22 protein-coding genes and 1 tRNA gene are annotated in these 25,648 nt (G+C 66.0%); 12 read left to right on the forward strand and 11 right to left on the reverse strand.

Going from position 1 to position 25,648, the window contains the following annotated elements; translation table 11 throughout:
- Nucleotides 1–14 precede the first annotated feature (14 nt).
- Both A0J57_RS09945 and thyA read right to left on the reverse strand, forming a co-directional pair.
- Nucleotides 15–1,310 carry a 3-methyl-2-oxobutanoate dehydrogenase (2-methylpropanoyl-transferring) subunit alpha gene (locus A0J57_RS09945; protein WP_025550933.1) on the reverse strand — a complete coding sequence of 432 codons (1,296 nt, stop codon included), beginning with the start codon at nt 1,308–1,310 and terminating at the stop codon, nt 15–17.
- 107 nt (nt 1,311–1,417) lie between these two features.
- Nucleotides 1,418–2,353 (reverse strand): thymidylate synthase, encoded by a 936-nt coding sequence (thyA, locus tag A0J57_RS09950; protein ID WP_061935402.1) that lies wholly within the window; start codon nt 2,351–2,353, stop codon nt 1,418–1,420.
- A gap of 156 nt (nt 2,354–2,509) precedes the next feature.
- On the opposite strand from thyA, the gene A0J57_RS09955 reads away from it, so the two are divergent.
- From A0J57_RS09955 to A0J57_RS09970, 4 genes are all read left to right on the forward strand, one after another.
- Nucleotides 2,510–2,803 (forward strand): JAB domain-containing protein, encoded by a 294-nt coding sequence (locus A0J57_RS09955; RefSeq protein ID WP_048575889.1) that lies wholly within the window; start codon nt 2,510–2,512, stop codon nt 2,801–2,803.
- A gap of 104 nt (nt 2,804–2,907) precedes the next feature.
- Nucleotides 2,908–2,984 (forward strand) — tRNA-Pro (locus A0J57_RS09960).
- 58 nt (nt 2,985–3,042) lie between these two features.
- Nucleotides 3,043–3,537, forward strand: coding sequence for an Lrp/AsnC family transcriptional regulator (locus A0J57_RS09965; RefSeq protein ID WP_061935406.1), 495 nt, complete (start codon nt 3,043–3,045; stop codon nt 3,535–3,537).
- 66 nt (nt 3,538–3,603) lie between these two features.
- Entirely contained in the window at nt 3,604–4,650 is a 1,047-nt protein-coding gene (locus A0J57_RS09970) for a LacI family DNA-binding transcriptional regulator (RefSeq protein WP_025550940.1), read from the forward strand.
- Nucleotides 4,651–4,775: 125 nt separating this feature from the next.
- On the opposite strand, the gene purB is transcribed toward A0J57_RS09970, so the two are convergent.
- Entirely contained in the window at nt 4,776–6,089 is a 1,314-nt protein-coding gene (purB, locus tag A0J57_RS09975; RefSeq protein WP_061935409.1) for an adenylosuccinate lyase, read from the reverse strand.
- Nucleotides 6,090–6,344: 255 nt separating this feature from the next.
- On the opposite strand from purB, the gene A0J57_RS09980 reads away from it, so the two are divergent.
- A complete protein-coding gene (locus A0J57_RS09980) occupies nt 6,345–6,734 on the forward strand; it encodes an EF-hand domain-containing protein (protein WP_061935507.1) in 390 nt (129 codons plus the stop codon).
- A 109-nt stretch (nt 6,735–6,843) separates the two neighbouring features.
- Here A0J57_RS09980 and A0J57_RS09985 read toward each other — a convergent pair whose 3' ends face one another.
- The 3 genes from A0J57_RS09985 to A0J57_RS09995 all read right to left on the reverse strand — a co-directional run bounded on the left by A0J57_RS09985 (nt 6,844) and on the right by A0J57_RS09995 (nt 10,596).
- Nucleotides 6,844–7,032, reverse strand: coding sequence for a hypothetical protein (locus A0J57_RS09985; protein ID WP_025550946.1), 189 nt, complete (start codon nt 7,030–7,032; stop codon nt 6,844–6,846).
- A gap of 162 nt (nt 7,033–7,194) precedes the next feature.
- Nucleotides 7,195–9,690, reverse strand: a complete 2,496-nt coding sequence (gene ligD, locus A0J57_RS09990) for a DNA ligase D (protein ID WP_061935412.1) — start codon at nt 9,688–9,690, stop codon at nt 7,195–7,197.
- Nucleotides 9,691–9,693: 3 nt separating this feature from the next.
- Nucleotides 9,694–10,596 carry a Ku protein gene (locus tag A0J57_RS09995; protein ID WP_025548903.1) on the reverse strand — a complete coding sequence of 301 codons (903 nt, stop codon included), beginning with the start codon at nt 10,594–10,596 and terminating at the stop codon, nt 9,694–9,696.
- A gap of 138 nt (nt 10,597–10,734) precedes the next feature.
- On the opposite strand from A0J57_RS09995, the gene A0J57_RS10000 reads away from it, so the two are divergent.
- From A0J57_RS10000 to pyrF, 7 genes are read left to right on the forward strand one after another with little or no spacing between them, the layout of a single operon-like run.
- A complete protein-coding gene (locus A0J57_RS10000) occupies nt 10,735–11,859 on the forward strand; it encodes a fumarylacetoacetate hydrolase family protein (protein ID WP_061935511.1) in 1,125 nt (374 codons plus the stop codon).
- Nucleotides 11,856–12,614, forward strand: coding sequence for an SDR family NAD(P)-dependent oxidoreductase (locus tag A0J57_RS10005; RefSeq protein WP_044662567.1), 759 nt, complete (start codon nt 11,856–11,858; stop codon nt 12,612–12,614). Before A0J57_RS10000 ends, A0J57_RS10005 begins: the two co-directional genes overlap by 4 nt.
- A gap of 4 nt (nt 12,615–12,618) precedes the next feature.
- Nucleotides 12,619–13,491 (forward strand): SMP-30/gluconolactonase/LRE family protein, encoded by an 873-nt coding sequence (locus tag A0J57_RS10010; protein ID WP_061935509.1) that lies wholly within the window; start codon nt 12,619–12,621, stop codon nt 13,489–13,491.
- Nucleotides 13,492–13,513: 22 nt separating this feature from the next.
- Nucleotides 13,514–14,926, forward strand: a complete 1,413-nt coding sequence (locus tag A0J57_RS10015) for a sugar porter family MFS transporter (RefSeq protein ID WP_048575896.1) — start codon at nt 13,514–13,516, stop codon at nt 14,924–14,926.
- A gap of 14 nt (nt 14,927–14,940) precedes the next feature.
- Nucleotides 14,941–15,813 carry an aldose 1-epimerase gene (locus tag A0J57_RS10020; protein WP_061935415.1) on the forward strand — a complete coding sequence of 291 codons (873 nt, stop codon included), beginning with the start codon at nt 14,941–14,943 and terminating at the stop codon, nt 15,811–15,813.
- A 30-nt stretch (nt 15,814–15,843) separates the two neighbouring features.
- Nucleotides 15,844–16,179 carry a lipopolysaccharide assembly protein LapA domain-containing protein gene (locus tag A0J57_RS10025; RefSeq protein ID WP_048575898.1) on the forward strand — a complete coding sequence of 112 codons (336 nt, stop codon included), beginning with the start codon at nt 15,844–15,846 and terminating at the stop codon, nt 16,177–16,179.
- Entirely contained in the window at nt 16,176–16,850 is a 675-nt protein-coding gene (gene pyrF, locus A0J57_RS10030; protein ID WP_044662571.1) for an orotidine-5'-phosphate decarboxylase, read from the forward strand. The genes A0J57_RS10025 and pyrF overlap by 4 nt, the downstream gene beginning before the upstream one ends.
- Before the next feature lie 23 nt (nt 16,851–16,873).
- Here pyrF and A0J57_RS10035 read toward each other — a convergent pair whose 3' ends face one another.
- From A0J57_RS10035 to A0J57_RS10055, 5 genes are all read right to left on the reverse strand, one after another.
- Complete coding sequence (locus A0J57_RS10035; RefSeq protein ID WP_025548891.1) at nt 16,874–17,281, reverse strand: thioesterase family protein; 408 nt, start codon at nt 17,279–17,281, stop codon at nt 16,874–16,876.
- A gap of 93 nt (nt 17,282–17,374) precedes the next feature.
- Nucleotides 17,375–18,028, reverse strand: a complete 654-nt coding sequence (locus A0J57_RS10040) for an outer membrane protein (RefSeq protein ID WP_025548890.1) — start codon at nt 18,026–18,028, stop codon at nt 17,375–17,377.
- 172 nt (nt 18,029–18,200) lie between these two features.
- A complete protein-coding gene (locus A0J57_RS10045; protein ID WP_062017076.1) occupies nt 18,201–19,391 on the reverse strand; it encodes an L-serine ammonia-lyase, iron-sulfur-dependent, subunit alpha in 1,191 nt (396 codons plus the stop codon).
- A 2-nt stretch (nt 19,392–19,393) separates the two neighbouring features.
- Nucleotides 19,394–23,575, reverse strand: coding sequence for a translocation/assembly module TamB domain-containing protein (locus tag A0J57_RS10050; RefSeq protein ID WP_061935421.1), 4,182 nt, complete (start codon nt 23,573–23,575; stop codon nt 19,394–19,396).
- Nucleotides 23,575–25,638 (reverse strand): autotransporter assembly complex family protein, encoded by a 2,064-nt coding sequence (locus A0J57_RS10055; protein WP_082718651.1) that lies wholly within the window; start codon nt 25,636–25,638, stop codon nt 23,575–23,577. The genes A0J57_RS10050 and A0J57_RS10055 overlap by 1 nt, the downstream gene beginning before the upstream one ends.
- Between the last annotated feature and the right edge of the window lie 10 nt (nt 25,639–25,648).

A 25,648-nucleotide genomic window follows, 5' to 3' on the forward strand; every position in this document is an offset into this window, starting at 1 on the left:
GCTCATCATGTCGCTCACAGGCCGGCTGCCTTCCATTCGTCGAGCATCTGCTGCTGCTGCTCGCGCAGGTGCCAGGGCATTTCCTCGAACACATCCTCGAACATCGATTCCATCGGGTGGTGCAGGCCGTGGCCGAGGATGCCGTTCTTCTCCGCTTCCCGCGCCGCGTCGCGGACCGTTTCGGCCAGTTCCCTGTCCATCGCCGCATGCCGCTCCTCGTCCCAGATGCCGAGCGCGATGCAATGTTTCCGCAGCCGTGCGATGGGGTCGCCCAGCGGCCAGTGGCTCGCCTCGTCGGCGGAACGATAGGCGCTGGGATCGTCCGACGTGCTGTGCCCTTCGACCCGATAGGTGAAATGTTCGATCAGGGTCGGGCCCGCATTGGCCCGTGCCCTGTCGGCGGCCCAGCGCGTCGCGGCATAGACCGCCAGCGCATCGTTGCCGTCGACCCTGAGGCCGGCAATGCCATAGCCGATGGCCCGCGCCGCGAAGGTCGTCGCTTCGGCTCCCGCAAAGCCCGAAAAGCTGCTGATCGCCCACTGGTTGTTCACGACATTCATGATCACGGGCGCGCGATAGACGCTGGCAAAGGTGCAGGCCGAATGGAAGTCGCCCTCCGCCGTGGACCCTTCCCCGCACCAGGTCGCCGCGATCCGCGTGTCGCCCCGCGCCGCGCTGGCCATGGCCCAGCCCACGGCCTGCGGATATTGGGTCGTGAGGTTGCCGGAAATGGAGAAGAACCCCGCCTCCCGCGCTGAATACATGATGGGAAGCTGGCGCCCCTTCAGCCTGTCGCCCTTGTTCGAATAGATCTGGTTCATCATGTCGACGATGGGCCAGCCACGCGCGATCAATATCCCCTGCTGGCGATAGCTGGGGAAGCACATGTCATCGCTGGCCAGTGCAGCCGCGGCGCCGATCGACACGGCTTCCTCACCCGTCGACTTCATGTAGAAGCTGGTCTTGCCCTGCCGCTGCGCGCGGAACATGCGCGCGTCGAACGCCCGGGTCAGCGCCATGGCCCGCAGCATCTTCAGCAGCGTTTCGGGCGGCAGCTTCGGATCCCAGGGGCCGACCGCCGCCCCTTCCTCGTCCAGCACCCGGACCAGCCCATAGGCAAGGTCGCGCATGTCGCCCGGCTGCGCGGTCTCGTCCGGCCTTGGCTGCGCACCCGCGGGCGGAATGTCGAAATCGCTGAAATCGGCGGTGTCGCCCGGCCTGAATTTCGGCTCCGGCACATGCAGCCGAAGCGGCGGCAGATTACGCCCCGCCCCTTCCATTCCGGCGTCCGAATCGATCCGGTCGCTCATCCTGCCTCCTTTTGTGCATTGCAATAATATTGCTCAGTGCAATTATTATATTACAACACCCGCAAAGGCAAGCCTTACTGACCCATTTGGCCGCGCCTCGTCCTCCGCTAGACGGCGACCGGGGCGGCGATATGCCTTTGCGGCGCATAATCGACCACTTCGAAATCCTCGATCCGATAGTCGAAAATGCTCGAAGGCCGACGGTTGATCCGCAATTTGGGGCTGCCCGATGGAATTCGCTCGATCTGCTCCTCCACCAGCGCGGCATGGTTGAGGTAGAGATGCACGTCCCCGCCCTGCCAGACGATCTCGCCTGCCTCCAGTTCGCATTGCTGCGCCAGCATCCGGGTGATCATCGACAGGCCGAAGATATTGAAGGCGAATCCCAGCCCCAGATCGCAGCTCCGCTGGAACAGCAGCCCGTTCAGGCGCCCGTTCGCCACCTGGAACTGATAGGTCATATGGCAGGGCGGCAGCGCCATGCGCGATACTTCCGCCACGTTCCAGCCAGTGAACAGCAAACGCCGCGATCCGGGACTGGTCCGGATCGCCTCGACCAGATCGGCAATCTGGTTATGTCCCTGCGCGGCCCGGCGGTAGAGCCCATCCCCGACCTCCTCATAGCGCGGCCAATTCACCCATTGCGCGCCATAGACCGGCCCGAGATCGCCCCAACGCGCCGCGAAAGCCTCATCCTCGACGATCCGCGCCTCGAACGCACCGCGGTCGATCTCCTCGTCCGTGGCCCGGCGATAGCTGTCGAGCGGCCAGTCGGTCCAGATATGCACGCCCTGCCGCACCAGTTCGCGAATGTTGGTGTCGCCGGTCAGGAACCAGAGCATCTCCCGCGCCGCGACTTTCCAGTAGACCCGCTTGGTGGTGAGCAGCGGCACCGCATCGTCGGCCAGGGAGAAGCGCATCGTCGCGCCCAATATCGACCGCGTGCCCACGCCCGTCCGGTCGATCCGCTCATCCCCATGCCGCCAGATCTGCCGCATCAGGTCCAGATATTGCTGCTCATAATGGGGCGGGAAGGATGCCATGCGGACACTTTCATGATTCTGGCGAATGTCCCCTCCTGTAGCGAAGCGGCCCGCCGACGCCAAATGCTGCGAAACGGATCAAATTGTCCGCCATCCGGTCGGAAAGGGATCAGCCTTCCCCTACCGCTCACGCGGCGCAAGCCCATTCTGCCGCGCATGCGTGAATGCGTTTCCCTAAACCTCCTTGTCCTGGACGAGGAATGGCGCCCACTCCACCGGCTGCGCGCCGATCAGGACTGGCACTGCACCGTGGGCGCGCTGCTGCGATGGGAAAGCCATTGGCTGGCGATCGAACAGCAACGGCCGGGCAGCCCCCTTCCCCGCTGGGCCGACATCCGGCTGACCCGGACCCTGTCGAAACGCCTGCGGCCGATCGAGATCGCGCTGGCGGACCATGTGATCCACACCGGAAAAGGCCGTTTCAGCTTCCGCCAGGCGGGGCTTTTATAGGCTGCCCAAAAAAAACCGCATCGGCCGCTTGCCAGCCGGAAAAGCCGCCTCTATAGGCTGCGGCCTGCCCAGCGGGACCGCCTCGAAACGGACCCGCTATCGGTCGGGGAGTAGCTCAGCCTGGTAGAGCACTGTCTTCGGGAGGCAGGGGCCGGAGGTTCGAATCCTCTCTCCCCGACCATCATCCTTGTCGGAAAATGCATGGCTTTTCGCGACAACTTGCTCCCACGGCGCAATCCATGAAAAATCAGCCGACGACGATCGAAATGGACGAGTTCGATCGGAAGATCGTCGCCGCCCTGGTCGAGGATGGCCGCATCACAGTCACCGATCTTGCCCAGACGGTGGGCCTGTCCAAGACGCCCTGTCAGGTTCGCCTGCGTCGCCTCATCGACACCGGGGTGATCCGCGGGTTTCGCGCCATCGTCGATCCCGCGAAGCTGGGCATGGACCATGTCGCCTTTGCGGAGGTGAAGCTGTCCGACACGCGCGAAAAGGCGCTGGATGAGTTCAATGCCGCCGTCCGCCGCATTCCCGAGGTCGAGGAATGCCATATGATCGCCAGCAGCTTCGATTATCTGCTGAAGGTGAGGACCGCCGATATCCGCCGTTACCGCGCCGTGCTGGGGGAGAAGATCTCCAGCCTGCCCCATGTCGCCAGTACCTCCACCTATGTCGCGATGGAAACCGTGCTGGATGCGGGCGGCCATCCCCGGAACAGGGGTCGCGCCTGACCGGTCCGGAAGCGGGTTGGAGGATTTTGCTTAGTATCGGGCGAGCTTCCCGTTACCATTACGCCCATGGAACCGAGAAGCTCTAGGCGGCAACGCAACGCCCCTACCATCAACGATGTTGCGAAACATGCGGGTGTGTCGCCCATGACGGTGTCCCGCGTCATCAACGGCGAACAGATCGTGAGAAGCGCCACCAAGGAAAAGGTGGAAGCGGCCATCGCGGCGCTCAACTATTCGCCCAGCGCCGCCGCGCGCAGTCTGGCGGGCGGGGACGAAACCCGTATCGGCCTGCTCTACAGCAACCCGTCGGCCTCCTATCTGAGCGAATTCCTGGTCGGCAGCCTGGACCAGGCCAGCCGCAGCGGGGTCGATCTGGTGGTGGAGAAATGGGATGAGGAAACCGCCATCGACACGGTGGTCGACCATCTGTTGCGCGGCCGGATCAACGGAGTCATCCTTCCGCCCCCATTGTGCGATCATCAGGCCATGAAGGATGCGCTGAAGGCGGCGGACATCGTCGCGGTCGCGGTCGCCACCGGGGAAGCGCCAGCAGACATGTCGGCCGTCAGCATCGACGACCATGCCGCGGCGCTGGCGATGACGCGCCATCTGATCGCGCTGGGCCATCGCCGCATCGGCTTCATCAAGGGCCACCCGAACCAGAGCGCCAGCCAGCGCCGGTTCGAAGGCTATGGCGATGCGCTGGCGGAGGCGGGTATCGAGCCGGACGAGACGCTGGTCGAGCAGGGTTATTTCACCTATCGCTCCGGACTGGATGCGGCGGAACGCATTCTGGCGCTGCCCGAGCCGCCGACCGCGATCTTCGCCAGCAATGACGACATGGCGGCGGCGGCCGTCGCCATCGCCCATCGCAGCGGACTGGACGTGCCGGGCGACCTGACCGTCTGCGGCTTCGACGATACGTCGCTGGCGACCACGATCTGGCCCGAACTGACGACGATCCGCCAGCCGATCAGCGCCATGTCACGTGCCGCCGTCGAATTGCTGGTGCGGCAGATCAAGGCGCGCAAGGGCAAGTCGGGGGAAAAGCCTTCGCATCTGCTGCTCGATTATGAGCTGATCCGGCGGCAGTCGGACGCCGTTCCGCATTGACGGCTTTTCCGTCATGAGGGCCGGGTTCTAGCGCGGCAGCGATCCACCAGGGCTGCACCGTGCTCCTGCTTTCACAGGATCACGGAACGGGCAGGCCCGGCACGGCTTGCCGGGCCTGTTCGATCCTATTCCCCGAACACCCGGCGGAAGATCGTGTCGACCTGGCGGAAGTGATAGTCGAGGTTGAACTTCTCTTCGATCTGCTCCGCCGTAAGCGCGGCCGCAACGTCGGGGTCGGCCTTCAGCAGTTCCATCAGCGATAGCTGGCCGTCCGATTCCCAGACCTTCATCGCGTTGCGCTGGACATAGCGGTAGCTGTCCTCCCGCGAGACGCCCGCCTGCGTCAGCGCCAGCAGCACCCGCTGCGAGTGGACCAGGCCGCCCATCTTGTCGAGATTCTTCATCATCCGCTCAGGGTAGACGAGCAGCTTGTCGATGACGCCCGTCAGCCGGCCCAGCGCGAAGTCGAGCGTGATGGTGGCGTCGGGACCGATATAGCGCTCGACCGACGAGTGCGAAATGTCGCGCTCATGCCACAGCGCCACATTCTCCATCGCCGGCAGGGCATAGCTGCGCACCATGCGGGCAAGGCCGGTCAGATTCTCGGTCAGCACCGGATTGCGCTTGTGCGGCATGGCGGAACTGCCCTTCTGGCCGGGCGAGAAATATTCCTCCGCCTCCAGCACCTCGGTGCGCTGAAGGTGGCGGACCTCGACGGCGAGCCGCTCGATGGAGGAGGCGATCACGCCCAGCGTGGCGAAGAACATCGCATGGCGGTCGCGCGGGATGACCTGCGTCGACACCGGCTCGATGGCAAGGCCCAGCTTTTCCGCGACATGTTCCTCGACGCGGGGGTCGATATTGGCGAAGGTGCCGACCGCGCCGGAAATGGCGCAGGTCGCGACTTCGGCACGGGCGGCGATCAGGCGCGCCTTGCAGCGGCTGAACTCCGCATAGGCCTCTGCCATTTTAAGGCCGAAGGTCACCGGCTCCGCATGGATGCCATGGCTGCGGCCGATGGTCGGGGTCAGCTTATGCTCATAGGCCCGGCGCTTGATGACCTCCAGCAGCTTGTCGAGATCCTCGATCAACAGGTCGGCGGCGCGGCTCAACTGCACGGCAAGGCAGGTATCGAGCACATCGCTGGACGTCATGCCCTGATGCATGAAGCGGGCTTCGTCGCCCACCTGCTCCGCAACCCAGGTCAGGAAGGCGATGACGTCATGCTTGGTCACGGCCTCGATCGCGTCGATGGCCGGCACGTCGATCGCGGGCTCGGTCGCCCACCAGTCCCAGAGCGCCTTGGCCGCGGATTCCGGCACGACGCCCAGTTCGCCCAGCTTTTCGGTCGCATGCGCCTCAATCTCGAACCAGATTTTAAAGCGGGCTTCCGGCTCCCAGAGGGCGGTCATTTGCGGGCGGGCGTAACGGGGGACCATCGGGCGAATCCTGCGTGCATGAGTTGAATGTCGCTGCGCCGCCTAGCAGCACCGCCTTTCCGGGGCAAATCGACCGCGAGAGCGGGGCAGGAAGCGCCGCTTTCCCGTACTTCATCCCATTAATGGCAGGATCGGGCGGCGAAACGACGCGAATCGGAAGATGAGTGGAGCGGCATGAACAAAAAGTCAGGAACCACATGTTTTATCTGGCTATTACCCCATGTGAAATACGGACGATCGGTTCTGGAGCAGATGATGATCCGCGCATTTCTTCTGACGGGCGCCTTCCTGGCCGCAACGCCCGCCCTTGCGCAGGCGGGGGCAGCCGCGCCGCAGGAAGCCGCTCCGGCCTCGCCGCAGGGGAATGAGGCCCAGCCCGCCGCGTCGGGCGATGCGGTCGCATCCATCGTCGATACGGAATTTCCGGCCTATGACCAGAATCATGACGGGCAGCTCGACAAGGCGGAATTTTCGCGCTGGATGGTGGCGCTCAAGGATCAGGAGCTGAAGGCGACGGGCCAGTCCCTTCCGCCCGCCGAAGTGACCGCCTGGGCCGACGGCGCCTTCGTCACCGCCGACGCGGACAAGAGCATGTCGGTCAGCAAGCCGGAACTGATCGCCTATCTGAGCGGCAGCGCGGCATAGGATAATTCCCCGTCCGAGCGGGGACAGAGCCCTGGAAGGGTCGCATCATGAGGCGGCATGGAGCGAAGGCCATGCCGCCTCCTTTTTTTCCGCTTTCCCGGAGGGAGCTTCAGCCCCGTTTCTTGTTCGCGTAGAGCAACGCCGCGACGATGGCGGCCGATCCTATGCCGACGGCCGTTCCCATCCAGACCGCCTTGCCCGCCGATTTGCGCGCTGCGGAGGCCATGTCGGACGTCTCGGCGGTGGAGGCAGGGGCGGCGGCGCCGCTATCGGGCGCTTCTTCGGTCGGCTTCGTCATGGTGATTCCCGATATGCAACAAAGCACAGGCGCAGAAAAGGCGAATGCGGCAAAAATCCGCCCAAGCGCCGTGTGGGACGCGGGAACCCGCTCTCCCTTCGCACCGATGCGACAGCAAAAATCCGGAGCGTAAGGTCCCCGTCGGATTTGACGCAGGCCGTCCTAATGCGCCGGCAGCGGCTGATGCGCCTCGCCCCAGCCGCGCAGGTCCCGCGAAGAGGCGCGGTCCAGCAGGACGGCAGCATCCTTCACCGTGAAATGCGCGGCGCTGTCGATCCCGTCCAGCTCTTCCCAGGTGACGGGGGCGGCGACGGAAGCCGGCTCGCGGGCACGCACCACATAGGGCAGCACAGCCGTGGCGCCGCGCTGGTTGCGCAGCCAGTCGATGAAGATGCGGCCCTTGCGCTTCGCCTTGCTCATCGTTGCGGTGAAGCGGTCCGGTTCCTGGGTGGCGAGGGCGCGGGCGAAGCGGTCCGCGAAATCCTTGACCTCCGGCCATTGCGCCTGCGGCGTCAGCGGCACGACGACGTGGATGCCCTTGCCGCCGGACAGCATGGCGAAGCTGGTGAGGCCCAGATCCTCCAGCGCCCGCCGGATGTCCCGCGCGGCCATCTTCACATCCTCGAAGTCCAGCCCCTCGTCGGGATCGAGGTCGAAGATCATGCGATCCGGCCGCTCGACATCCGCAACACTGGCCCCCCAGCCATGAAATTCGATCGCGCCCATCTGGACGCAGGCCAATAATCCCTCGCTATCCTCGATATAGAGATAATCCTCCTCATTCCCTTCCTTCTCGCGGATCGGGACATGTTTGACATGATCGCCAAAGCTGCCGCTGTCATGCTTCTGGAAGAAGCATTTCTTCGCCCGGCCCTGCGGACAGCGGACCAGGCTGATCGGCCGGCGGGCGATCCAGGGCAGCATCGCCGCGCCCATGCGGGCGTAATAATCGGCCAGTTCGCCCTTGGTGATCTTCGCCTCCGGAAAGATCAGCCGGTCGGGATTGCTGATCCGGATCGAGCTATGGGCTTCGGGCGTCGGCATGGCTTCCTCGCGTCGAACGTCGCTGGCTGCCTTGTCCTCGCGCAGGCCAAGGAAGCTGGCATGGCGGACGATATTCTCCGCCGTGAATTCGGCAAAGGCGATTTCAGCGACCAGATCGGGGCGAACCCATTGGGCGCCTTTGCTTTCGCTGCGCGGCACGCTGAGCGCGGCGGCCTTGCGCCCGCGCTTGCCCAGGGCGGCGATCAGTCCGGCGCTGTTGGCCGCGTTGAAGCCCGTGCCGACCTTTCCCGCATAGACCAGGCCATCCCCTTCCCGTTGGCCAAGCAGCAGGTTGCGGATGGACCGGCCGCTGGCGCTGCTGGGGGTCCAGCCGACGATGACGAATTCCTGACGGCGGGTGCATTTGACCTTCAGCCAGTTCTTCGTGCGCGCACCGCGATAGGCGGCGTCGGCGCGCTTGGAAATAATCCCCTCCTGCCCTGCGCCGCACATGGCGTGGAACAGCTTTTCCCCGGCGCCGACGACGTGATCGCCGACATGGACATGGGCGGAACCCTCCCCCAACAGGCCCGCCAGCTTTTCCTTGCGGCCGATATTGGGCATGGCGGTCAGATCCTGCCCGTCCAGATGCAGCAGGTCGAAGGCGAACAGGTGCAGCGCCGCCTTTCCCTCTCCCTTCAACACCTGCTGAAGCGTGGAGAAATCCGGATTCCCATCGCTGCCGGGGGCGACGATTTCCCCATCGATCAGGGCGGCGGGCAGGTTCATCGCCCCGATTTCCGCCGGCAACGGCGCAAACCGGTCCGTCCAGTCGAGGCCCGACCGCGTAAAGATCTTGACCTTCCCGCCCGATACGGAAACCAGACAGCGATAGCCGTCATATTTGATCTCGTGCATCCAGCCATTGCCCGTGGGCACGGCATCGACCAGCGTCGCCAGTTGCGGCGGCTGGAAGGCCGGCATGCGGCCCGTCCCTGCCCTGGCGCGCCTTTTCGCCGGGACGGCGCGGTCGGCCTGCGCCATCGCCGCGTCAAAGGCTTTTCCCCTCTTTCCCTTCAGCGACATGGGCGGCGTGCCGGCGGCGATTTCCGCCATGGTGCGACCGCTCCTGATGCTCGTCAGCTCACGCGCGGTCAGTTCGTCCGCGCTGCCGGCATGGGCATCCTCGATCTTGCGCAGCAGCCAGTTTTCTCCCTTTTCCCTGCCCCGCGGCTTAAGTCGGATCAGCAGCCATTCGCCCCGCATCCGCTGCCCGTGCAGGATGAAATGGAGATGCCCTTTTTCGATGTCGCTCGCGCTCTTGCCCGAAACGGGTTCCCATGTGCCCTCGTCCCAGAGCATCACGGTGCCGCCGCCATATTCCCCCTTGGGAATGGTCCCCTCGAACGTCGCATAGGACAGCGGATGATCCTCCGTGCGGACGGCCAGCCGCTTGTCCGCGGGATCGATGCTGGGGCCGCGCGTCACTGCCCAGCTCTTGAGCACGCCATCCATTTCCAGGCGGAAGTCATAATGCAGGCGGGTCGCATCGTGCTTCTGCACGATGAAGCCGTTGCCGTTGCCGTGGCTGCGTGCGCGCTTGCCCGCCGGCTCGCGGGTGCGGGTGAAATCGCGCTTGCGGTTATAGGTGCTGAGCGGATCGGCATCGGCCATGGGTCAGGCCCGTTTTCGGCTGGCCGGCTTGGCGGGGGTCTTTCGCGTCGTGGCCTTGGCGGGCGCCTTGGCGGCAGGCGCCTTCTTCGCCGCCGGTTTCGCGGCGGAAGAAGCCGCGCCGGAACCGACCGACTTCTTGAGCGCCGCCATCAGGTCGATCACATTGCTGCCGCGCGGAGCCGCGCCCTCCTCTTCCTCCTCTATGACGCGGCGGCCCTTCGACTTCTTCTTCTTTTCGATCAGCCTTTCCAGCGCGTCCACATAGCGGTCGTGGAAGCTGTCGGGCTTGAAGGGCGCGGTCTTCTTCTCGATCAGCGTCTCGGCAAGGTCGAGCAGCTCCGCGTCGGGCTTCGCATCCTCTATGTCGCGGAAATAGCTCTGGGCGCGGTTCACCTCATCGGCATAGCGCAGCGTTTCCAGAACCATGCCCCGGCCGCAAGGCTTCAGCGAGACGATATATTCCCGGCCCCGCATGGCAAGCTGGCCCAGCCCGACCTTCTTCGTCCGCCGCAGCGCCTCCCGCAGGACGATGAAGGCTTCCTCCGCCAGATCGTCCGCGGGCACGACATAATAGGGCCGCTCATAATAGAGGACATCGATCTCGCTGGCGTCGACGAACTGGGTGAGTTCGAGCGTCTTCTTGCTCTCCAGCTTCACCGCGTCGATCTCGTCGGGCTGAAGCAGCACATAGTCGCCCTTGGACAGCTCATAGCCCTTGACGATGTCCTCCGGATCGACCGGACCCAGGCCCGGAACGGTCTTTTCATACCGGACGCGCTTGCCGCTGGGCTGGTGTATCTGGTGGAAGGCGATCTGCGCGCCGGACTTGGTGGCGGCATAGATCTCCACCGGAATGGATACCAGCGCCAGACGAATCTGCCCCTGCCAATATGCGCGAGCGGCCATGAGCGTGCTGCCTCCTTTTTCAGGAGGAAATGCGCGGGCGATGGGGCGGTTCCGCGGCTACGACTCCCAGCACCCTTGACTTCGACCGCCAGTCGTGGTGGTAGCGCTATCAATAACGGACGTTCTTAGGAGTCGATGATGCCGGGGGTCTCCACTTTGCTCGATTGCCTTCCCGCCGACTGGCGGTCTGGCCTGTTCCTTGGCCGCGTGGAAACAGCGGAGGGCCCAACCCCCATATTGGTCGAAGGCGGCATCGCCTATGACATGAGCCGCGTCGCCCCCACTGTCGCGCAACTGGCCGAAATGCTGCCTGCCGCCAGGACCGCCAATGGCGTGGCGCTGGGCGTGCTGGATAGGCTGGACCTGCCGCTGCTGAGCCCGGTCGACCTGCAATGCGTCAAGGCCTGCGGCGTGACCTTCGCCTTTTCCGCCATCGAACGGGTGATCGAGGAACAGGCGCGCGGCGAAGCAGGCGCGGCGGCGGAAATCCGGGCGCGGCTTGAGGAGCGGGTCGGCGGGTCGATCCGCGCCGTCGTGCCGGGTTCGGCCGAGGCGGCGGCGCTCAAGCAGGCGCTGATCGAAGACGGGCTCTGGTCGCAATATCTGGAGGTCGCCATCGGCCCGGATGCCGAAGTGTTCACCAAGGCGCCGGTGCTCTCGACGGTGGGCGCGGGCGCGGAGATCGGCATCCGTTCCGATTCCAACTGGAACAATCCGGAGCCGGAGATCGTGCTGATCGTCGATGCCGGCGGCCGGACCGTCGGCGCGACGTTGGGCAACGACGTCAATCTGCGCGATCTGGAGGGTCGTTCCGCCCTGCTGCTGGGCAAGGCCAAGGACAATAATGCATCCTGTTCGCTGGGGCCGCTCGTCCGGCTGTTCGACAATGATTTCACCATCGATGACGTGCGCAACGCTGTGGTCGAACTCACCATCGACGGCCCGGAAGGCTACAGGCTGGAAGGCACCAGCAGCATGAACCAGATCAGCCGCGATCCGCTGGAACTGGTGCGTCAGACGCTTTCCGAGCATCAATATCCCGACGGTCTGGCCCTGTTCCTGGGCACGCTGTTCGCACCCGTCCAGGATCGCGACGAACCGGGACGCGGCTTCACCCACAAGGTGGGCGACATCGTCGCCATCTCCACCCCGCGCCTGGGACGGCTGGTGAACCGGGTCGTGACGTCGAAGCAGGCGGCGCCGTGGAAATTCGGACTTGCCGCGCTGATGGCCAATCTCGCCAAGCGGGGCCTGCTCGCATGAGCGGCGCCATCTATCCCAGCCTGAAGGGCAAGCGCGTCTTCATCAGCGGCGGCGGCAGCGGAATCGGTGAAGGGCTGGTCGAAGCCTTTGCCGCGCAGGGAGCCAGGGTCGCCTTTTGCGACATTGCGCAGGAAGAAGGCCGGGCCGTCGCGGAACGGCTGAAGGACGCGGATTTCGCGCCCGTCTTCCACCCCTGCGACCTCAGGGACATCGAAGCCGTGCAGGCCATGATCGCCACGGTGGAAGCGCAGCTTGGCGGCGTCGACATATTGATCAACAATGCGGCCAATGACGACCGCCACGGCATCGAGGATGTCACGCCCGCCTATTGGGACGAGCGCATGGCGGTGAACCTGCGCCACCTCTTCTTCGCGGCGCAGGCGGTGGCCCCGGCGATGAAGCGCGCGGGCGGCGGGGTGATCCTGAACTTCGGGTCGATAAGCTGGCACCTCGCCCTGCCCGATCTGGTGCTGTACCAGACCGCCAAGGCGGCGATCGAGGGGCTGACGCGCAGCCTGGCCCGCGATCTGGGGCGCGACAATATCCGCGTCAACACGATCATCCCCGGCAATGTGAAGACGCCGCGGCAGATGAAATGGTACACGCCCGAAGGCGAGGCGGAGATCGTCGCCGCGCAATGCCTGGACGGACGGATCATGCCGGCGGACGTGGCCGCGCTGGCCATGTTCCTGGCGTCCGACGACGCGCGCATGTGCACGGGGCATGATTATTTCATCGATGCGGGCTGGCGCTGAGGCCATGGCCCCGGTTCCGGAAAGCGTCCTCAGCGTCGGCGCGACCCTGGGCGAAGGGCCCGTCTGGGTGGCGCGGGATGCAGCGCTCTGGTTCGTCGACATCAAGGAGAAGCGCATCCACCGCTTCGACCCCGATCTGGGCGTCGCGCGCAGTTGGGACGCGCCGGGCCAGGTCGGCTGGATCGTTCCGGCGCAGGACGGATCGTTCGCCGTCGGGCTCCAGTCCGGCGTGCACCGCTTCGATCCCGATGCCGCCGGCTTCACGCTGCTGCACGCGCCGGAGGCCGACCGGCCCGGCAACCGGTTGAACGACGCCACTGTCGATCCGGCGGGCGGCCTGTGGTTCGGGTCGATGGACGATGGGGAGGAGGCCGATAGCGGGCGCTTCTACAGGCTGCACCAGGGCCGGCTGACTGAAAGCGGTCTGCCTCCGGTCTCGATCACCAATGGTCCTGCCGTCTCGCCGGACGGCACGCTGCTCTATCACACCGACACGCTGGGCAGGCGGATCTGGCGCACGCGGATCGCGGCGGACGGCACGCTGCATGATACGGCGTTGTTCGCGGAGATCGAGGATGGCGCCGGCTATCCCGATGGACCGACCGTCGATGCGGAAGGCTGCCTGTGGACCGGGCTGTTCGCCGGCTGGGCCGCGCGGCGGTACGATCCGGCGGGCGGGCTGATGACGGAGGTCCGCTTTCCCGTCGCCAATGTCACCAAGATCGCCTTTGGCGGACCGGACCTGTCGGTCGCCTATGCCACCACCGCACGCAAGGGCTTGACGAGGGACCAGCTTCTCGCGCAGCCCTGTGCCGGTGATCTTTTCGCTTTCGATCCCGGCGCGCGCGGGCAAACATCCTATATTGCAGCCATCTAGAATATAAATCGGAGGAGCAGGAATGTCCGAAGGGAGTGCCGATAAGGTCAATATGGCCTTCATCGCCGCCATCGTCGCCGTGGCGACCATCGGCGGGTTCATGTTCGGTTATGACAGCGGCGTCATCAACGGCACGCAAAAGGGGCTGGAAAGCGCCTTCGACCTCGGCAAGCTGGGCATCGGCGTCAATGTCGGCGCCATCCTGGTGGGCTCCTCCATCGGCGCGTTCCTGGCGGGGCGCATGGCCGACCTGATCGGACGGCGCGGGGTGATGATGCTGTCGGCCGCGCTGTTCCTCGTCAGCGCGATATTGGCGGGGGCGGCGGGATCGTCCGTCATCTTCATCGTCGCGCGCATCGTCGGCGGCCTGGGGGTCGGCGCGGCGAGCGTGATCTCCCCGGTCTATATTTCCGAAGTCACTCCGGCGGCGGTGCGCGGCCGTCTCTCCAGCGTGCAGCAGGTGATGATCATCTCCGGCCTGACCGGCGCGTTCGTCGCCAATTTCGTGCTGGCGCGCTATGCCGGCGGATCGACGGCGCAGCTGTGGCTGGGCTTTCCCGCCTGGCGCTGGATGTTCTGGCTCCAGGCCATTCCGGCCGCGATCTACTTCCTGGCGCTGCTGGTGATCCCGGAAAGCCCCCGCTATCTGGTGGCGCGCGGGCAGGAGGAGCGCGCCCAGGCCGTGCTCACCCGCCTGTTCGGCGCCGAAGCCGCATCGCGCAAGGTGGTCGAAATCCGCAACAGTCTGGCCGCCGATCATCACCGGCCCAAGCTCAGCGACCTGATCGACAAGGCCAGCGGCAAGATCCGGCCCATCGTCTGGACCGGCATCGGCCTGGCCGTGTTCCAGCAGCTCGTCGGCATCAACGTCGTCTTCTATTATGGCGCTACCCTGTGGGAAGCGGTCGGCTTCTCGGAGGATTATGCGCTCCAGACCAACATCCTGTCGGGCGTGCTGTCGATCGGCGCCTGCCTTGCCACCATCGCGCTGGTCGACCGGATCGGGCGCAAGCCGCTGCTGCTGATCGGATCGGCGGGCATGGCGGTGACGCTGGCGACCGTCGCCTATGCCTTCTCCACGGCGGTCACGGCGGCTGACGGCTCCGTATCGCTGCCCGGCAATAACGGCGTGATCGCGCTGGTGGCCGCCAATCTCTACGTGATCTTCTTCAACATGAGCTGGGGTCCGATCATGTGGGTGATGCTGGGCGAGATGTTCCCGAACCAGATCCGGGGATCGGGGCTTGCCGTGTCCGGCTTCGCGCAGTGGATCGCCAATGCGCTGATCTCCGTCAGCTTCCCGGCGCTGGCGGTGTCGCCCGGCCTGGCGATCACCTATACCGGCTATGCCTTCTTCGCCGCCGTCTCCTTCTTCTTCGTTCGCGCCCTGGTGCATGAGACGAAAGGCCGCGAGCTTGAGGACATGGTCGGCTGAGCGGCCTGATCGCCCTGAAGGCGGGCGCGGTGGAGGCCGTGCTCGCCCCCGCCGTCGGCGGATCGCTGGCGGCGCTTCGCTTCGCGGGGACGGACATATTGCGGACCGCTCCGGCCGACAGCAGCGATCCGTTGCAGATGGCGAGCTTCCCGTTGGTGCCCTATACCAACCGGATCGCCCATGGCCGCTTTCGTTTCGCCGGGCGCGACGTGCGGATGCCGCTCAACTTCGGGGACCATCCGCACAGCCTCCACGGCATCGGCTGGACCTCGGCATGGAGCGTCGCGGCGGCGGCGCAGGACAGCGCGCACCTCACGCACCGATATGACGGCGATGGCGGCTGGCCATGGGCCTATGAAGCGCAGCAGCATTTCACCCTGTCCGACCATGCCATCGAAATGAGCCTGACGCTGCGCAACATCAGCGATGAGGCCATGCCAGCGGGCCTTGGCTTCCACCCCTATTTCCAGGCGGACGAAGACACGTCGCTCCAGTTCCGGGCGGACCGGCTGTGGCTTGCGACAGCCGACATGCTGCCCGTGCGGCAGGTGGCGGCGGATGCGCTCGGCGACTGGTCGGCGGGCGCGCGGGTGCGGGGAAACAGCCTGATCGACAATGCCTATGGCGGCTGGGACGGCAGCGCCACCGTCCGGCGAGGGGATGGGACGCGGGTCGTGCTCAGCGCCGTGGGCGCGTCATGGTTCCATGTCTATCGCCCGCCCCTTTCCCCGGATTTCTGCCTGGAACCTGTCACCCACATGCCCGATGCCGTCAATCGTCCGGCGGGCATGGACAGCATCGAACCGGGCGCGGAAAAGACGCTTTCCCTGCGCATCGCCTTCCCTCCGTCCGACGAAGCGCTTCCGCAGCGCGACAAAATCGCCTAAGCTGCCCGCTCAGCAGCTATAGGAGCGTTGATGCAATTTCTGCGGACTGCCTTCTGGGTCGTCATCGCCGTCGCCCTCGCGCTATTCTGCGTCGCCAATTACACGCGCGTAGAAGTGAATCTCTGGGGCGACCTGGTCATGGAAACGAAACTGCCGGTCCTGCTGATCGGCGCCTATTTGCTGGGTGCGCTGCCCTTCTGGATCATGGCGCGGGCAACCCGCTGGCGCATGAAGCGCAAGCTGGAGAGCACCGAGCGCGCGCTCGTCGCGGCGACCGCCGCCCCCTCGTCTTCCGCCCCTCCATCCCTCGCCGTCGCGGACAACAAGGCCGCGACCCCTACCCTCTCCACCACAGGACCAGCATGACCAGCCCCATATATGTCGCCATCGATACGCCCGACCTGCGCAAGGCCCAGGACCTTGCGCAGCAGGTGCGTCATCATGTGGGCGGGCTGAAGCTGGGCCTCGAATTCTTCTGCGCCCACGGCCATCATGGCGTGCATGAAATGATGAAGTTCGGGCTGCCGGTCTTCCTCGATCTGAAGCTGCACGACATTCCCAACACGGTCGCCAAGGCGGTGCAGGCGCTGCATGTGCTGGAGCCTGCGATCCTGACCGTCCATGCCGCCGGCGGGCGCGCCATGCTGGAGGACGCGAAGGCGGCGGCAGGGGCCAAGACCCGGGTGGTCGCCGTGACCGTGCTGACCAGCCTGGACGACGGCGACCTGCTCGACATCGGCGTGGGCGGCAAGGCCGAGGATCAGGTGGCGCGACTGGCCGATCTGGCGCGCAGCGCGGGGCTGGACGGGATCGTCTGCTCCGGCGAGGAGGTCGCGCTGGCGAAGAAGGCGTGGCCTGACGGGTTCTTCGTGGTTCCGGGCGTGCGGCCGGCAGGCGGCGCGATGGGCGACCAGAAGCGCGCGGTGACGCCGCGCGAGGCGCTGGACCGGGGCGCCTCGATCCTGGTGGTCGGACGGCCGATCAGCCTGGCGGAAAAGCCGGATATTGCAGCGCGGGAGATAGAGGCGACGCTTTAGGCGGCCCGTTCAGGGTCGAAACGTCACGTTCCGTCCGGCGCGAAGAAATGCTGGATCACCTCCCGCGCCAGGCGCGCCGGACGCAGCGTAGAGGCGTCGAGGCAGCACCAGCTCGACTTCACCTCCGCCAGCACTTCCTCGCCACGGCGGATCACCGTTTCGTAGAAGGCGCGCGCGCCCTGCACCTTTTCCAGCAGGACGGTCGCGATGACGTCGTCGTTGAGGAAGGTCGGCTTGCGATAGGTGATCTCATGCTTGAGCGCGACCCATAGATGCTGGGCGACCGCCTCGGTGGGAGCGAGCGCCCGCCAATGGTCGAGTACGGCCGCCTGAACCCATTTCAGATAGCTCGCATTGTTGACATGACCCATGAAGTCGATGTCGTCCGGCTCTATGCCGACGGGATAAAGATGGGGAATGGCGTTGTGCACGGACAGCGTCATAGCAGGTTCGAAGGCAGGGCGACAGGACGGCGCGCCATGCCGTGGGGCGAAGGGGCCGGAACGACCGGCCCCTCCCTCCCGTCAGAAGCGCCAGCCCAGGCTCGCGACGATCTGGTGCCGGTCGGTGTCGATGCCGAATTCGTCGGTCGTCGTGCCGTTGGCGAAGTCGATATGCGCATCCTCATATTTGGAATAGCGATATTCGAGCTTGGCGAAGGTATTGGCGTTGATGGCGCGCTCCACGCCCGCACCGATGCGCCAGCCGTCCAGCTTGAAATTGGTGTCGGTTTCGACATTGGTGTTGCCGGCCAGCACGTCCAGCTTCGTGTTGGTGTAGCCGCCCTTCACATAGACCAGCGTGTTCGGGCTGGCCAATATGCCCGCCCGCGCACCGATATAGAGGTCGCGGCCCTGCTTGACGCGGCCGAAGCCGAACTGGTCGGTGGGGTCCGATCGGCCGCTCTTCGAGGTGGAGTCGGTATATTCGCCCTCGACACCGACGACCGCGCTGCCAAGGTTCACGTCATAGCCGGCGCCCACGCCGTAGAGCAGGCCATCGATCGACTGGTCGTCGCGGCCATTGTCATTGTCCACGCTGCTGCCGGCGCCGGTATGGTCGTAGCCCAGTATCGCCTCGACGCGCGGGCCGGTGAAGGTAGGATTGACGTCCTGCGCCAGAGCGGGGCTTGCGACCGCTGCACCGGTCAGGAGGGTTGCGGCCAGGATCTTACGCATATTCGGGTACTCCACTTTATCTTCTCAATCCCCTGTCAGCCGGGGAGACGGTGAAGTCATGGAAGTCCCTGGAGGTTGCATGAACCTCAGATAAACAACTGAATTTGTGTCCTTTATGCCACAAAACCAGCTCGGTTCGCCGCGTAGCTGAGGCGTGCAGGCGGTGAGTTGATCAACATTCCACGACATTGACGGCCAGTCCGCCAAGGCTCGTTTCCTTGTAGCGGCTCGCCATGTCCTCGCCGGTCTGACGCATGGTTTCTATGACCGCGTCCAGGCTGACGATGTGGCGGCCATCGCCCTGGAGCGCGAGATAGGCCGCGTTGATCGCCTTCACGGCGCCCATGGTGTTGCGCTCGATACAAGGGATCTGCACCAGCCCGCCGATGGGATCGCAGGTGAGGCCGAGATTATGCTCCATGCCGATCTCCGCGGCATTTTCGACCTGCTGGTTGGTGCCGCCCAACACGGCGGCAAGACCTGCGGCGGCCATGGAGCAGGCGACGCCCACCTCCCCCTGGCAGCCCATTTCGGCGGCTGAGATGGAGGCGCGCTTCTTGTAGAGGAAGCCCATGGCCGCCGCGGTCAACAGGAAGCGGCGCTCCCCCTCCCGGTCGGCGCCGGGGACGAAGCGGCGATAATAATGCAATACGGCGGTGAATGAGGAAAATGCCGCCGGGCTCATCGCGTCGATCACGCTGTCGAGGAAGGCTTCGGTTTCCCGCGGCGCGCGCCAGGCCCCCTCGTTGCGCAGGACCAGCGTGGCGATGCTGAGGCCGGTGCTCTCCCCCAGCGCCAGCATTTCCGCGCCGGAGGAGAAGGGATAGGGCTGGACGACATTATGGCCGAGCGGCGCGTCGGCGGCGATCGCCTCCGCGCCCGGCAGGACCGCGCCGCCGCCGACCGAATAATAATCGCGGACCAGCGGCTCCTCCTGCCCGTCGAACCAGGCTGAAAAGCGCATGCCGTTGCTGTGCGCCTCCAGAAACTCTCCCATGCGGAAGAGGAGGTCGGTCGTTTCGTCGAAGGGAACGAAGCGGTCCTCCACGCTGCCCGCACGGATGCGGCGCTCGCTGCGGATGGTGGCGAGGATGTCGGCAATGGCGTCGGGATCGACGCTGTCGGGACGCTGGCCGGAGAGGCCGAGCAGGATCGCCATGTCGGTAGCGTGGCCCCTGCCCGTCAGGGCGAGCGATCCATAGAGTTCGCATTGCACGCGGGCCGGGATGGCGGGCAGCGAGTCAATGAACATCAGCGCGGCGCGCATCGGCCCGACCGTGTGCGAACTGGACGGCCCGATGCCGATGGTGAACAGGTCCATCACGCTGATCGCGGCGGCCGCATCGATGCGGGATTTGGTCACGTTCAATAATCCTTTGAGACACGGACGTTGGCGCTTTCGCGGCCAAGGGTGGAGATGGCGCCGAGCAGCGAGAGCCAGCGCGTGACCTGATATTCGATGCGGGTCGCGGAATAGCCCTGCCCGTCGGTGATCAGTTCCACATAGGTCTTGCGGGTCAGATATTTGCCCGCCGCGATGGAGGTGCCCTGCCCCTGCGTCGGATCGGCGGCGATGATGCGCAGCCGGTCGAGCCCTGCCGCCTTGCGCACGGCGTTGATCGGGTCGAGGCCGCCCTGCCCCTGAAGCGAACCCACGGCCGAGGCGAGTTGCAGCGCTTCGGGCGCGGACAGGTTGGTGATCGACGTGCCGAAGAGGATGCGGGACAGCAGTTCGTCCTGCGGCAGCGCGGGCACGCTGGTGAAGCTGATCACGGGCTTGAGGCCCGTGCCGCCGACATGAATGGTGGCGGTGAGGTCGCTGACATCCGCTTCCGCATCGATGTCGAGCGTCGGGTTGACGGGGGTGCGGCCGTCGAACTGGATCTTGCCTTCCTTGAGGTCGAAGCGGCGGCCGGCAAAGTCGTAGGTGCCGCGGACGAGATCGGCGGTGCCCGCAATGGCCGGGCTCGTGACCGTGCCGCCGATGTCCAGATTGGCGCGCCACTCGCTCTCAAGGCCAAGGCCCGTGACGGTCAGGCGGTTGCGGGCGCGCGCCTTGATCGCAAGGTCCCAGGGAATGCTGGTGCGGGGCCGCTCTATCTCATCGCCGCGACGGTTGATCTCGATCACGCGCAGTTCGGGAATCTGCGCCACGGCGGCGGCGCGCCCCATGGTGAAGCGGCTGCGGTTGAGGATCAGGTCGCCGCCGATGGTGCCGCCCTTGCCGGTGGAGGCGATGGTGATCGGGCCGGTGACGGTGGCGGCGATGTCGTCCCGTTCGAGGAGCGCGGCATTCTCCGCCTGGAGGCGCAGGTCCATGCCGACCCCCGCTATGCCGTTGAAGGTGAAGCTGCCCGTCCCGGTGACCGTGCCGCCATTTTGCGCGGCGGCGCTGAAGCCGGTCATGACGAGTTGCGCGCCGGAGAAGCGGCCCCGCGCCTTGACGCCGTGCAGCCGCATGCCCGTGACGGGGCTGTTGATCGCGGCATTGTCCGTCGCGAGAGATCCCGCGATGACGGGGTCGCCTAGCGTGCCGCGCGCGTCGGCGGTGACGCTGACCGGGCCGGATATGTCCACGATCTCCACCCCCGTGAGGCGCCAGAGCGTGTCGGCGGTGCCATTGTAGCGAAGCTGCGCAAACAGGGACGCGCGGTTGAGCCGCTCGACCAGAGTGCCTTCGGTGCCGAGCGGCATGAGCAGCGCCTGCGCCCGGCCGATGGTCTGGCCGTTCGCAACGAAGATCATGCGGGTGGCCAGACGGTCATGGCTAAGGACCGCGTTGACGCCCGCATCCACGGGACGGGAACTCAGCGACAGGCCGGAGCGGGAAAGGCCGCGCACGCGCAGTTCGGCCTTCCCTGTCGGCATGCCGCCGCGCGTATGCACATAGCTGAGCGAGCCGGTCGCCGTGCCGCCAAGGCCCAGATCGTCATAGGCGATGTCCAGCAGCGAAAGCGGCAGTTTCTGCAGCCGCGCCTCTATGCTGGTGGTCTGGCCGCTGAGTTCGCCGCCAAGCTGGAGCGATCCGCCCGCAAAGCCTATCGATGCGGGGTCCAGGCGCCAGCCGTCCTGGGTGCGGGTGAATATGGCGGGGCGATTGAGCTTGATCGGCCGCTTGTCGATGGTGCCGCCAGCCTGAAGCTGGATGCGATCGGGCGTGACCTGCGCCTCGCCGCTGAGGTCGAAGAGGCGGCCGCGCTGGCCGGAGAGGCTGGCCGTCACCTTGCCGCTGCCGTCGACCAGATCGGCATTGGCCGCAAGGCGGCCGATCTGGATCGCACCGATGCGCAGGCCCCGCGCCTGCGCCGTAGCGCCGACCGTCGTGCCGGAAGGGTCGAGCAGGATCGTGGCATCCAGCCTGCCCCGGCGCACGGCGATGCTGGTCGGGCCGTCGAAACTGGCGTCGGTGGCGGTGAGGGCGAGCTTCAGCTGCTGAACGCCGTTTACAGGGGCAAAGGCGACAGTGCCGGTCACAGGGCCGCTGACGTTCAGCACGCCGTCCAGCCCGCCGGTCACCGGGCGCAGGTCGCCGCTGGCGCTGACGCCCGATGCGGCCACGCGGGCAATGCGCACGATCGCCTGGCCGCCGGGCGGCAGCAGGATCGCGCCGTTGCCGGTGAAGGGACCCAGCGTCGATCCCCCCTCCGCCGTGAAGGCGTAACCCCCCGCATCGGGAACCAGATGGGCGTGCATGTCCGTGACGCCAAGCGCCTTCAGCGGGCTTTGCAGTACGACATCGACGGTCGGACGGTCGATCCTGCCATCCAGGATCAGGCGCAGCGGACCATAGCTTCCATGCTGGCCATTTCCTTCGAAATGGAACGTGCCGTCGCGGCGGCGATAGCCCTTGGCCGACAGCGTCAGCAGCGGCGCCTCCAGGCGGAGGCCGGTGAACTGAAGCTGCCCGTCCGGTCCGAGCGACAGACCGCTGCGCAACACTGGAAGGCCGCCGCCCAGCGACCGCAGGAAGCTGTTGTCCAGCCGCCGCATCCGCGCCATCGCATTGCCGCTCAAGGTGAAGGCGCCCCGGGGGCCAGGCACGGCGCGCAGCTTCGACGTCAGGTCGACGATGCCCAGGCCGCGAATGGCCAAGCCGCTGATCTGGCCGTCCAGGCCGATGTCGTAGCGCCCGGACTTCAGGTCGGCGAGGAAGAGCAGCCTGCCGTGCAGCTTGTCGGAACGGACCGTCATCGGATTGCTGACGACCTGCTGGTTCCTGAGCTGCAACACGCCGTTCAGGTCGAAATTGCGGATGATCCCCTCTACCAGCGGCCCCTGGCCGTCGAGGCGCCGGGCGCGCAGATGGACGGGGATCAGCGCCGGGCCGCCTTTCGCCCTGCGTCCCTTGCCGTCGGCGCGGACATCGTGGATCACGGTCTTGCCAAAGGCGAGTTGCCTGGCAGTGAGCAGATATTCATAGCCGAAGGCCGAGAGCGGGCCATCCAGCCGGATGCGCGCCGCAATATCCCGGCCGCCCATCGACTTGAGCAAAGCCTGCGGGCGGGCGAGCTTCACATCGACCAGCAGATTGTCGAGCGCATTGTTGCGCAGGTCGATGGCGCCGTCCGCGCTGAGGTCGATCGCGGCGGAGCGGAGCAACAGCTTGCCGTCGATCACCCGGTCGGCCATCGATCCGCTCGCCTGGATGGCGAGGCGCGGCGCGGAAAGGCGCTGGACGAGGCCCTGTCCCGCCATGGCGGCTCCCTCGACGGTGCCGGCGGCCGTATAGGTGCCGCTGCGGGCCGCCAGCTTCAGGTCTATGGCGGGTTCGCTGTCCAGCGTGCCCGCCAGGCGGCCGTTCCAGCGGGTCCAGCTTCCCTGCCCCTGGATGCGGAGATTGGCGTCCTGCTTCAACCCGGCCATGATTCCCAGGACGCCGCCCCTGGGTGCGTTCACCGTGACGTCGAGGTCGAACTTGTCATCGTCGGGCCGGCTGTCGAGCGCGATGTTGAGCGCATCCTCTCCGTTCAACACCCGGGCGGAAAGATCGATAATGGCGCGGCCGCCGCGAATGTCCGCATCGCCGGAAAGCGTCGCCTGCTGCACCTTGCCCGTGATGCCCCGCTCCATGATGAGGCGCCCGACCGAAAATTGCATCAGCCGGATGTCGAAGCCGGGAAGGATCGGCCCCTCCCGCTCGCTGGGATTGAGCCTGGGCAGCTTGTGCAGCGTCGCCTGCGGAATGACCAGGCGGTCTATATCAAGCCGGTTGGAGAGCCAGGCGAAGGGCCACCAGTCCAGTTCCACGCGCGGGGCGTCAAGGAACGCGCCCTTGGGATCGGACAGGGTCAGGCCATGGAGAACGGCCTTGCGGTAGATGCTGCCGTCGATCCGGTCGACATGGATGCGCAGGCCCGAAGGCGGACTGATCTTCGCAATGCGGGAGACGAGGAAGCGATGGCCCGGCACGGTGTCGAGCCAGGCCAGCGCGCCGGCGGCGATCAGCAGCAGCGTGGCGAGAATGCCGGCGACCCAACGCTGCCAGCGGCCGTCCCAGGCGCGGCGGCGGCGCGGCGGCGGCGGCGCGGCGGGCGTCTCCCCGGCCATCAGAAGGCTTGCCCCAGCGAGACATAGACGGCGATCTTCGGATCGCCCGACTGCGGATTGAGCGGTGTGCCGACATCGATGCGGATCGGGCCGAAGCTGCTGTAATAGCGCACGCCCAGCCCCGCGCCGATGCGCAGGTCGCGGAAGCGCGGCAGGAAACTGGTCGAGATGTTGCCGGCGTCGACAAAGGGCACGACGCCGAAATTGCCGAAGCGGATGCGGGATTCCAGCGAGAATTCCGCCAGGCTCTTGCCGCCGACCGGATCGTCGTTCGGGCCGTAGCGCGGGCCGATCGCCTGATAGCCATAGCCGCGCACCGAAGCGCCGCCGCCGGCATAGAAGCGCCGCGAGGGCGCGATCCGGTCGACCGTGGACCCCAATATGGTGCCGAAACGCGCACGGGCCGCGAGCACGATCCGGTCGTTCATCGGCTGATAGACGCTGCCGTCAAGCTGCACGCGGGCATAGCCGAAGGTGCTGTTCTGGAAGGACAGTTCGGGGCTGAGCCGGCCGCCCAGGCGGAACCCCCGGCTGGGGTTCAGCAGGTCGTCGCTGCCGTCATAGGTGAGGCTCAATGGAATGGCGCCGATCAGGAAGGTGCGCCGGCTGCCGTTGCTGAACGCATCCGCTTCGTCCGACGCGATCAGTTCGCCGCCGATGCGCCAGACCCATTTCTTCTGGAACAATATGTTGGTCTGCCGCTCCAGCGCGCCCGACAGGGTTATGGTGCGCGCGTCATAGGCGTCCCGCTTGATGTTGCTGACGGAGAGCAGGCCCGTCAGCACATTGTCGCGACGGCGGAAATTGTTGCGGCGATAGGTGAAGGACGCCGTCTGCTCCTGCGTGCCGATCACCCCGCGCACAGTCACCGCCCCTTCCGGCGGGAAGAAATTGCGGTGCGCCCAGCTCACCTCTGCGCGATAACCCTCCCCGGTGCCATAGCCCAGTTCGCCCGCTATGGTGCGCAGCGGCGCCGGGCGGGCGTCGATGGCCAGGTCGACATGCTCGCCGTCTCCCGCATCCCTGGGGGTCATGGTCAGGGATGAAACCAGCCCGGTGGCGATCAGCGCCTGCCGCAGGTCTTCGACATCGGATGCCATATAGGTGTCGCCGGGACGGAAGCGGGCGATGCGCTGGACATGGCGGGCGCTGAACAGCGCATCATTGGCCATGACGATCCTGCCGAAGGTGCGGTAGGCGCCGGGATTGACGACGATGTCCAGATCGCCCTTGCGCTCCTCATGGTCGATGCGGACTTCCGGTTCCTCGACCTTGCCGAAGGGAAATCCGTTCTCGAGCAGCGCGACGGCCAGGGATTGCTGGCCGGCGAGGATGGCGTCGGCATCGACCGGATCGCCCGCCCTGGGCGGAAAGGCGGACCGTAATTCCGGTTCGCGCTCGCCGGTGCTCTCCAGGCCCTTCAGGTCGACGGACGACAGCAGATAGCGCGCGCCCGGCACGATCCGGAAGGTGACCGCCAGCCTGTCGCTGCCCGCCGCCGGCGGCGTCACGGCGCCGCGAATGCGCGCGGCATAATAGCCCTTGGCGCGCAGCAACCGGTCGAGCAGGTCGCTGTCCTCCTTGATCCGGCGGTTGATCTGGGCGAGATTTGCGGGCTTCCCCTCGCCCTGATGCAGCACCGACAGTTCGTTGAAGCGGATGGTGAACTGGGCGTCGGCAATCTCCTCCACGCCGGTCAGCGCGACGGTGTAGCGGCGCTCCTCACCCGTATCCGCGCCCGTATCCGCAAAGGTGACGGCCTCCTCAGCCTGTTCCTCGGCCGCTTCGGGCGCGACCGCCTGCTGCGGCACGTCGGAAGACTGGGGCGGCAGTTCGACCATGGGCGTGACGATGTCGGGCTGTCCCATGTCCGGCCAGTCGACGCCGATGTCGGGCATGGGGGCCAGATTGGGATCCAGATCGGGCTGATCGGGAACCGGCTGGGCGCCGGCCTGCGCCGCCGCCTGCGCATGAGCGACAGGCGCGAGCAGAAGCAGCGGCACGAGAAGAGCAGCTTGCGGCAGGCCTGAAATGCGGCGGCAGGTCCGCAAACCGGTATTCATAGCGCTGATC

The sequence above is a fragment of the Sphingobium sp. 22B genome, assembly GCF_001580035.1.
Lineage (GTDB): Bacteria > Pseudomonadota > Alphaproteobacteria > Sphingomonadales > Sphingomonadaceae > Sphingobium > Sphingobium fuliginis.

Coding starts and splice junctions, on each gene's coding strand:
- A0J57_RS09945 (WP_025550933.1), bottom strand. CDS start 1,310: ATGAGCGACCGGATCGATTCGGACGCCGGAATGGAAGGGGCGGGGCGT.
- thyA (WP_061935402.1), bottom strand. CDS start 2,353: ATGGCATCCTTCCCGCCCCATTATGAGCAGCAATATCTGGACCTGATG.
- A0J57_RS09955 (WP_048575889.1), top strand. CDS start 2,510: ATGCGTGAATGCGTTTCCCTAAACCTCCTTGTCCTGGACGAGGAATGG.
- A0J57_RS09965 (WP_061935406.1), top strand. CDS start 3,043: ATGAAAAATCAGCCGACGACGATCGAAATGGACGAGTTCGATCGGAAG.
- A0J57_RS09970 (WP_025550940.1), top strand. CDS start 3,604: ATGGAACCGAGAAGCTCTAGGCGGCAACGCAACGCCCCTACCATCAAC.
- purB (WP_061935409.1), bottom strand. CDS start 6,089: ATGGTCCCCCGTTACGCCCGCCCGCAAATGACCGCCCTCTGGGAGCCG.
- A0J57_RS09980 (WP_061935507.1), top strand. CDS start 6,345: ATGATCCGCGCATTTCTTCTGACGGGCGCCTTCCTGGCCGCAACGCCC.
- A0J57_RS09985 (WP_025550946.1), bottom strand. CDS start 7,032: ATGACGAAGCCGACCGAAGAAGCGCCCGATAGCGGCGCCGCCGCCCCT.
- ligD (WP_061935412.1), bottom strand. CDS start 9,690: ATGGCCGATGCCGATCCGCTCAGCACCTATAACCGCAAGCGCGATTTC.
- A0J57_RS09995 (WP_025548903.1), bottom strand. CDS start 10,596: ATGGCCGCTCGCGCATATTGGCAGGGGCAGATTCGTCTGGCGCTGGTA.
- A0J57_RS10000 (WP_061935511.1), top strand. CDS start 10,735: ATGCCGGGGGTCTCCACTTTGCTCGATTGCCTTCCCGCCGACTGGCGG.
- A0J57_RS10005 (WP_044662567.1), top strand. CDS start 11,856: ATGAGCGGCGCCATCTATCCCAGCCTGAAGGGCAAGCGCGTCTTCATC.
- A0J57_RS10010 (WP_061935509.1), top strand. CDS start 12,619: ATGGCCCCGGTTCCGGAAAGCGTCCTCAGCGTCGGCGCGACCCTGGGC.
- A0J57_RS10015 (WP_048575896.1), top strand. CDS start 13,514: ATGTCCGAAGGGAGTGCCGATAAGGTCAATATGGCCTTCATCGCCGCC.
- A0J57_RS10025 (WP_048575898.1), top strand. CDS start 15,844: ATGCAATTTCTGCGGACTGCCTTCTGGGTCGTCATCGCCGTCGCCCTC.
- pyrF (WP_044662571.1), top strand. CDS start 16,176: ATGACCAGCCCCATATATGTCGCCATCGATACGCCCGACCTGCGCAAG.
- A0J57_RS10040 (WP_025548890.1), bottom strand. CDS start 18,028: ATGCGTAAGATCCTGGCCGCAACCCTCCTGACCGGTGCAGCGGTCGCA.
- A0J57_RS10050 (WP_061935421.1), bottom strand. CDS start 23,575: ATGGCCGGGGAGACGCCCGCCGCGCCGCCGCCGCCGCGCCGCCGCCGC.
- A0J57_RS10055 (WP_082718651.1), bottom strand. CDS start 25,638: ATGAATACCGGTTTGCGGACCTGCCGCCGCATTTCAGGCCTGCCGCAA.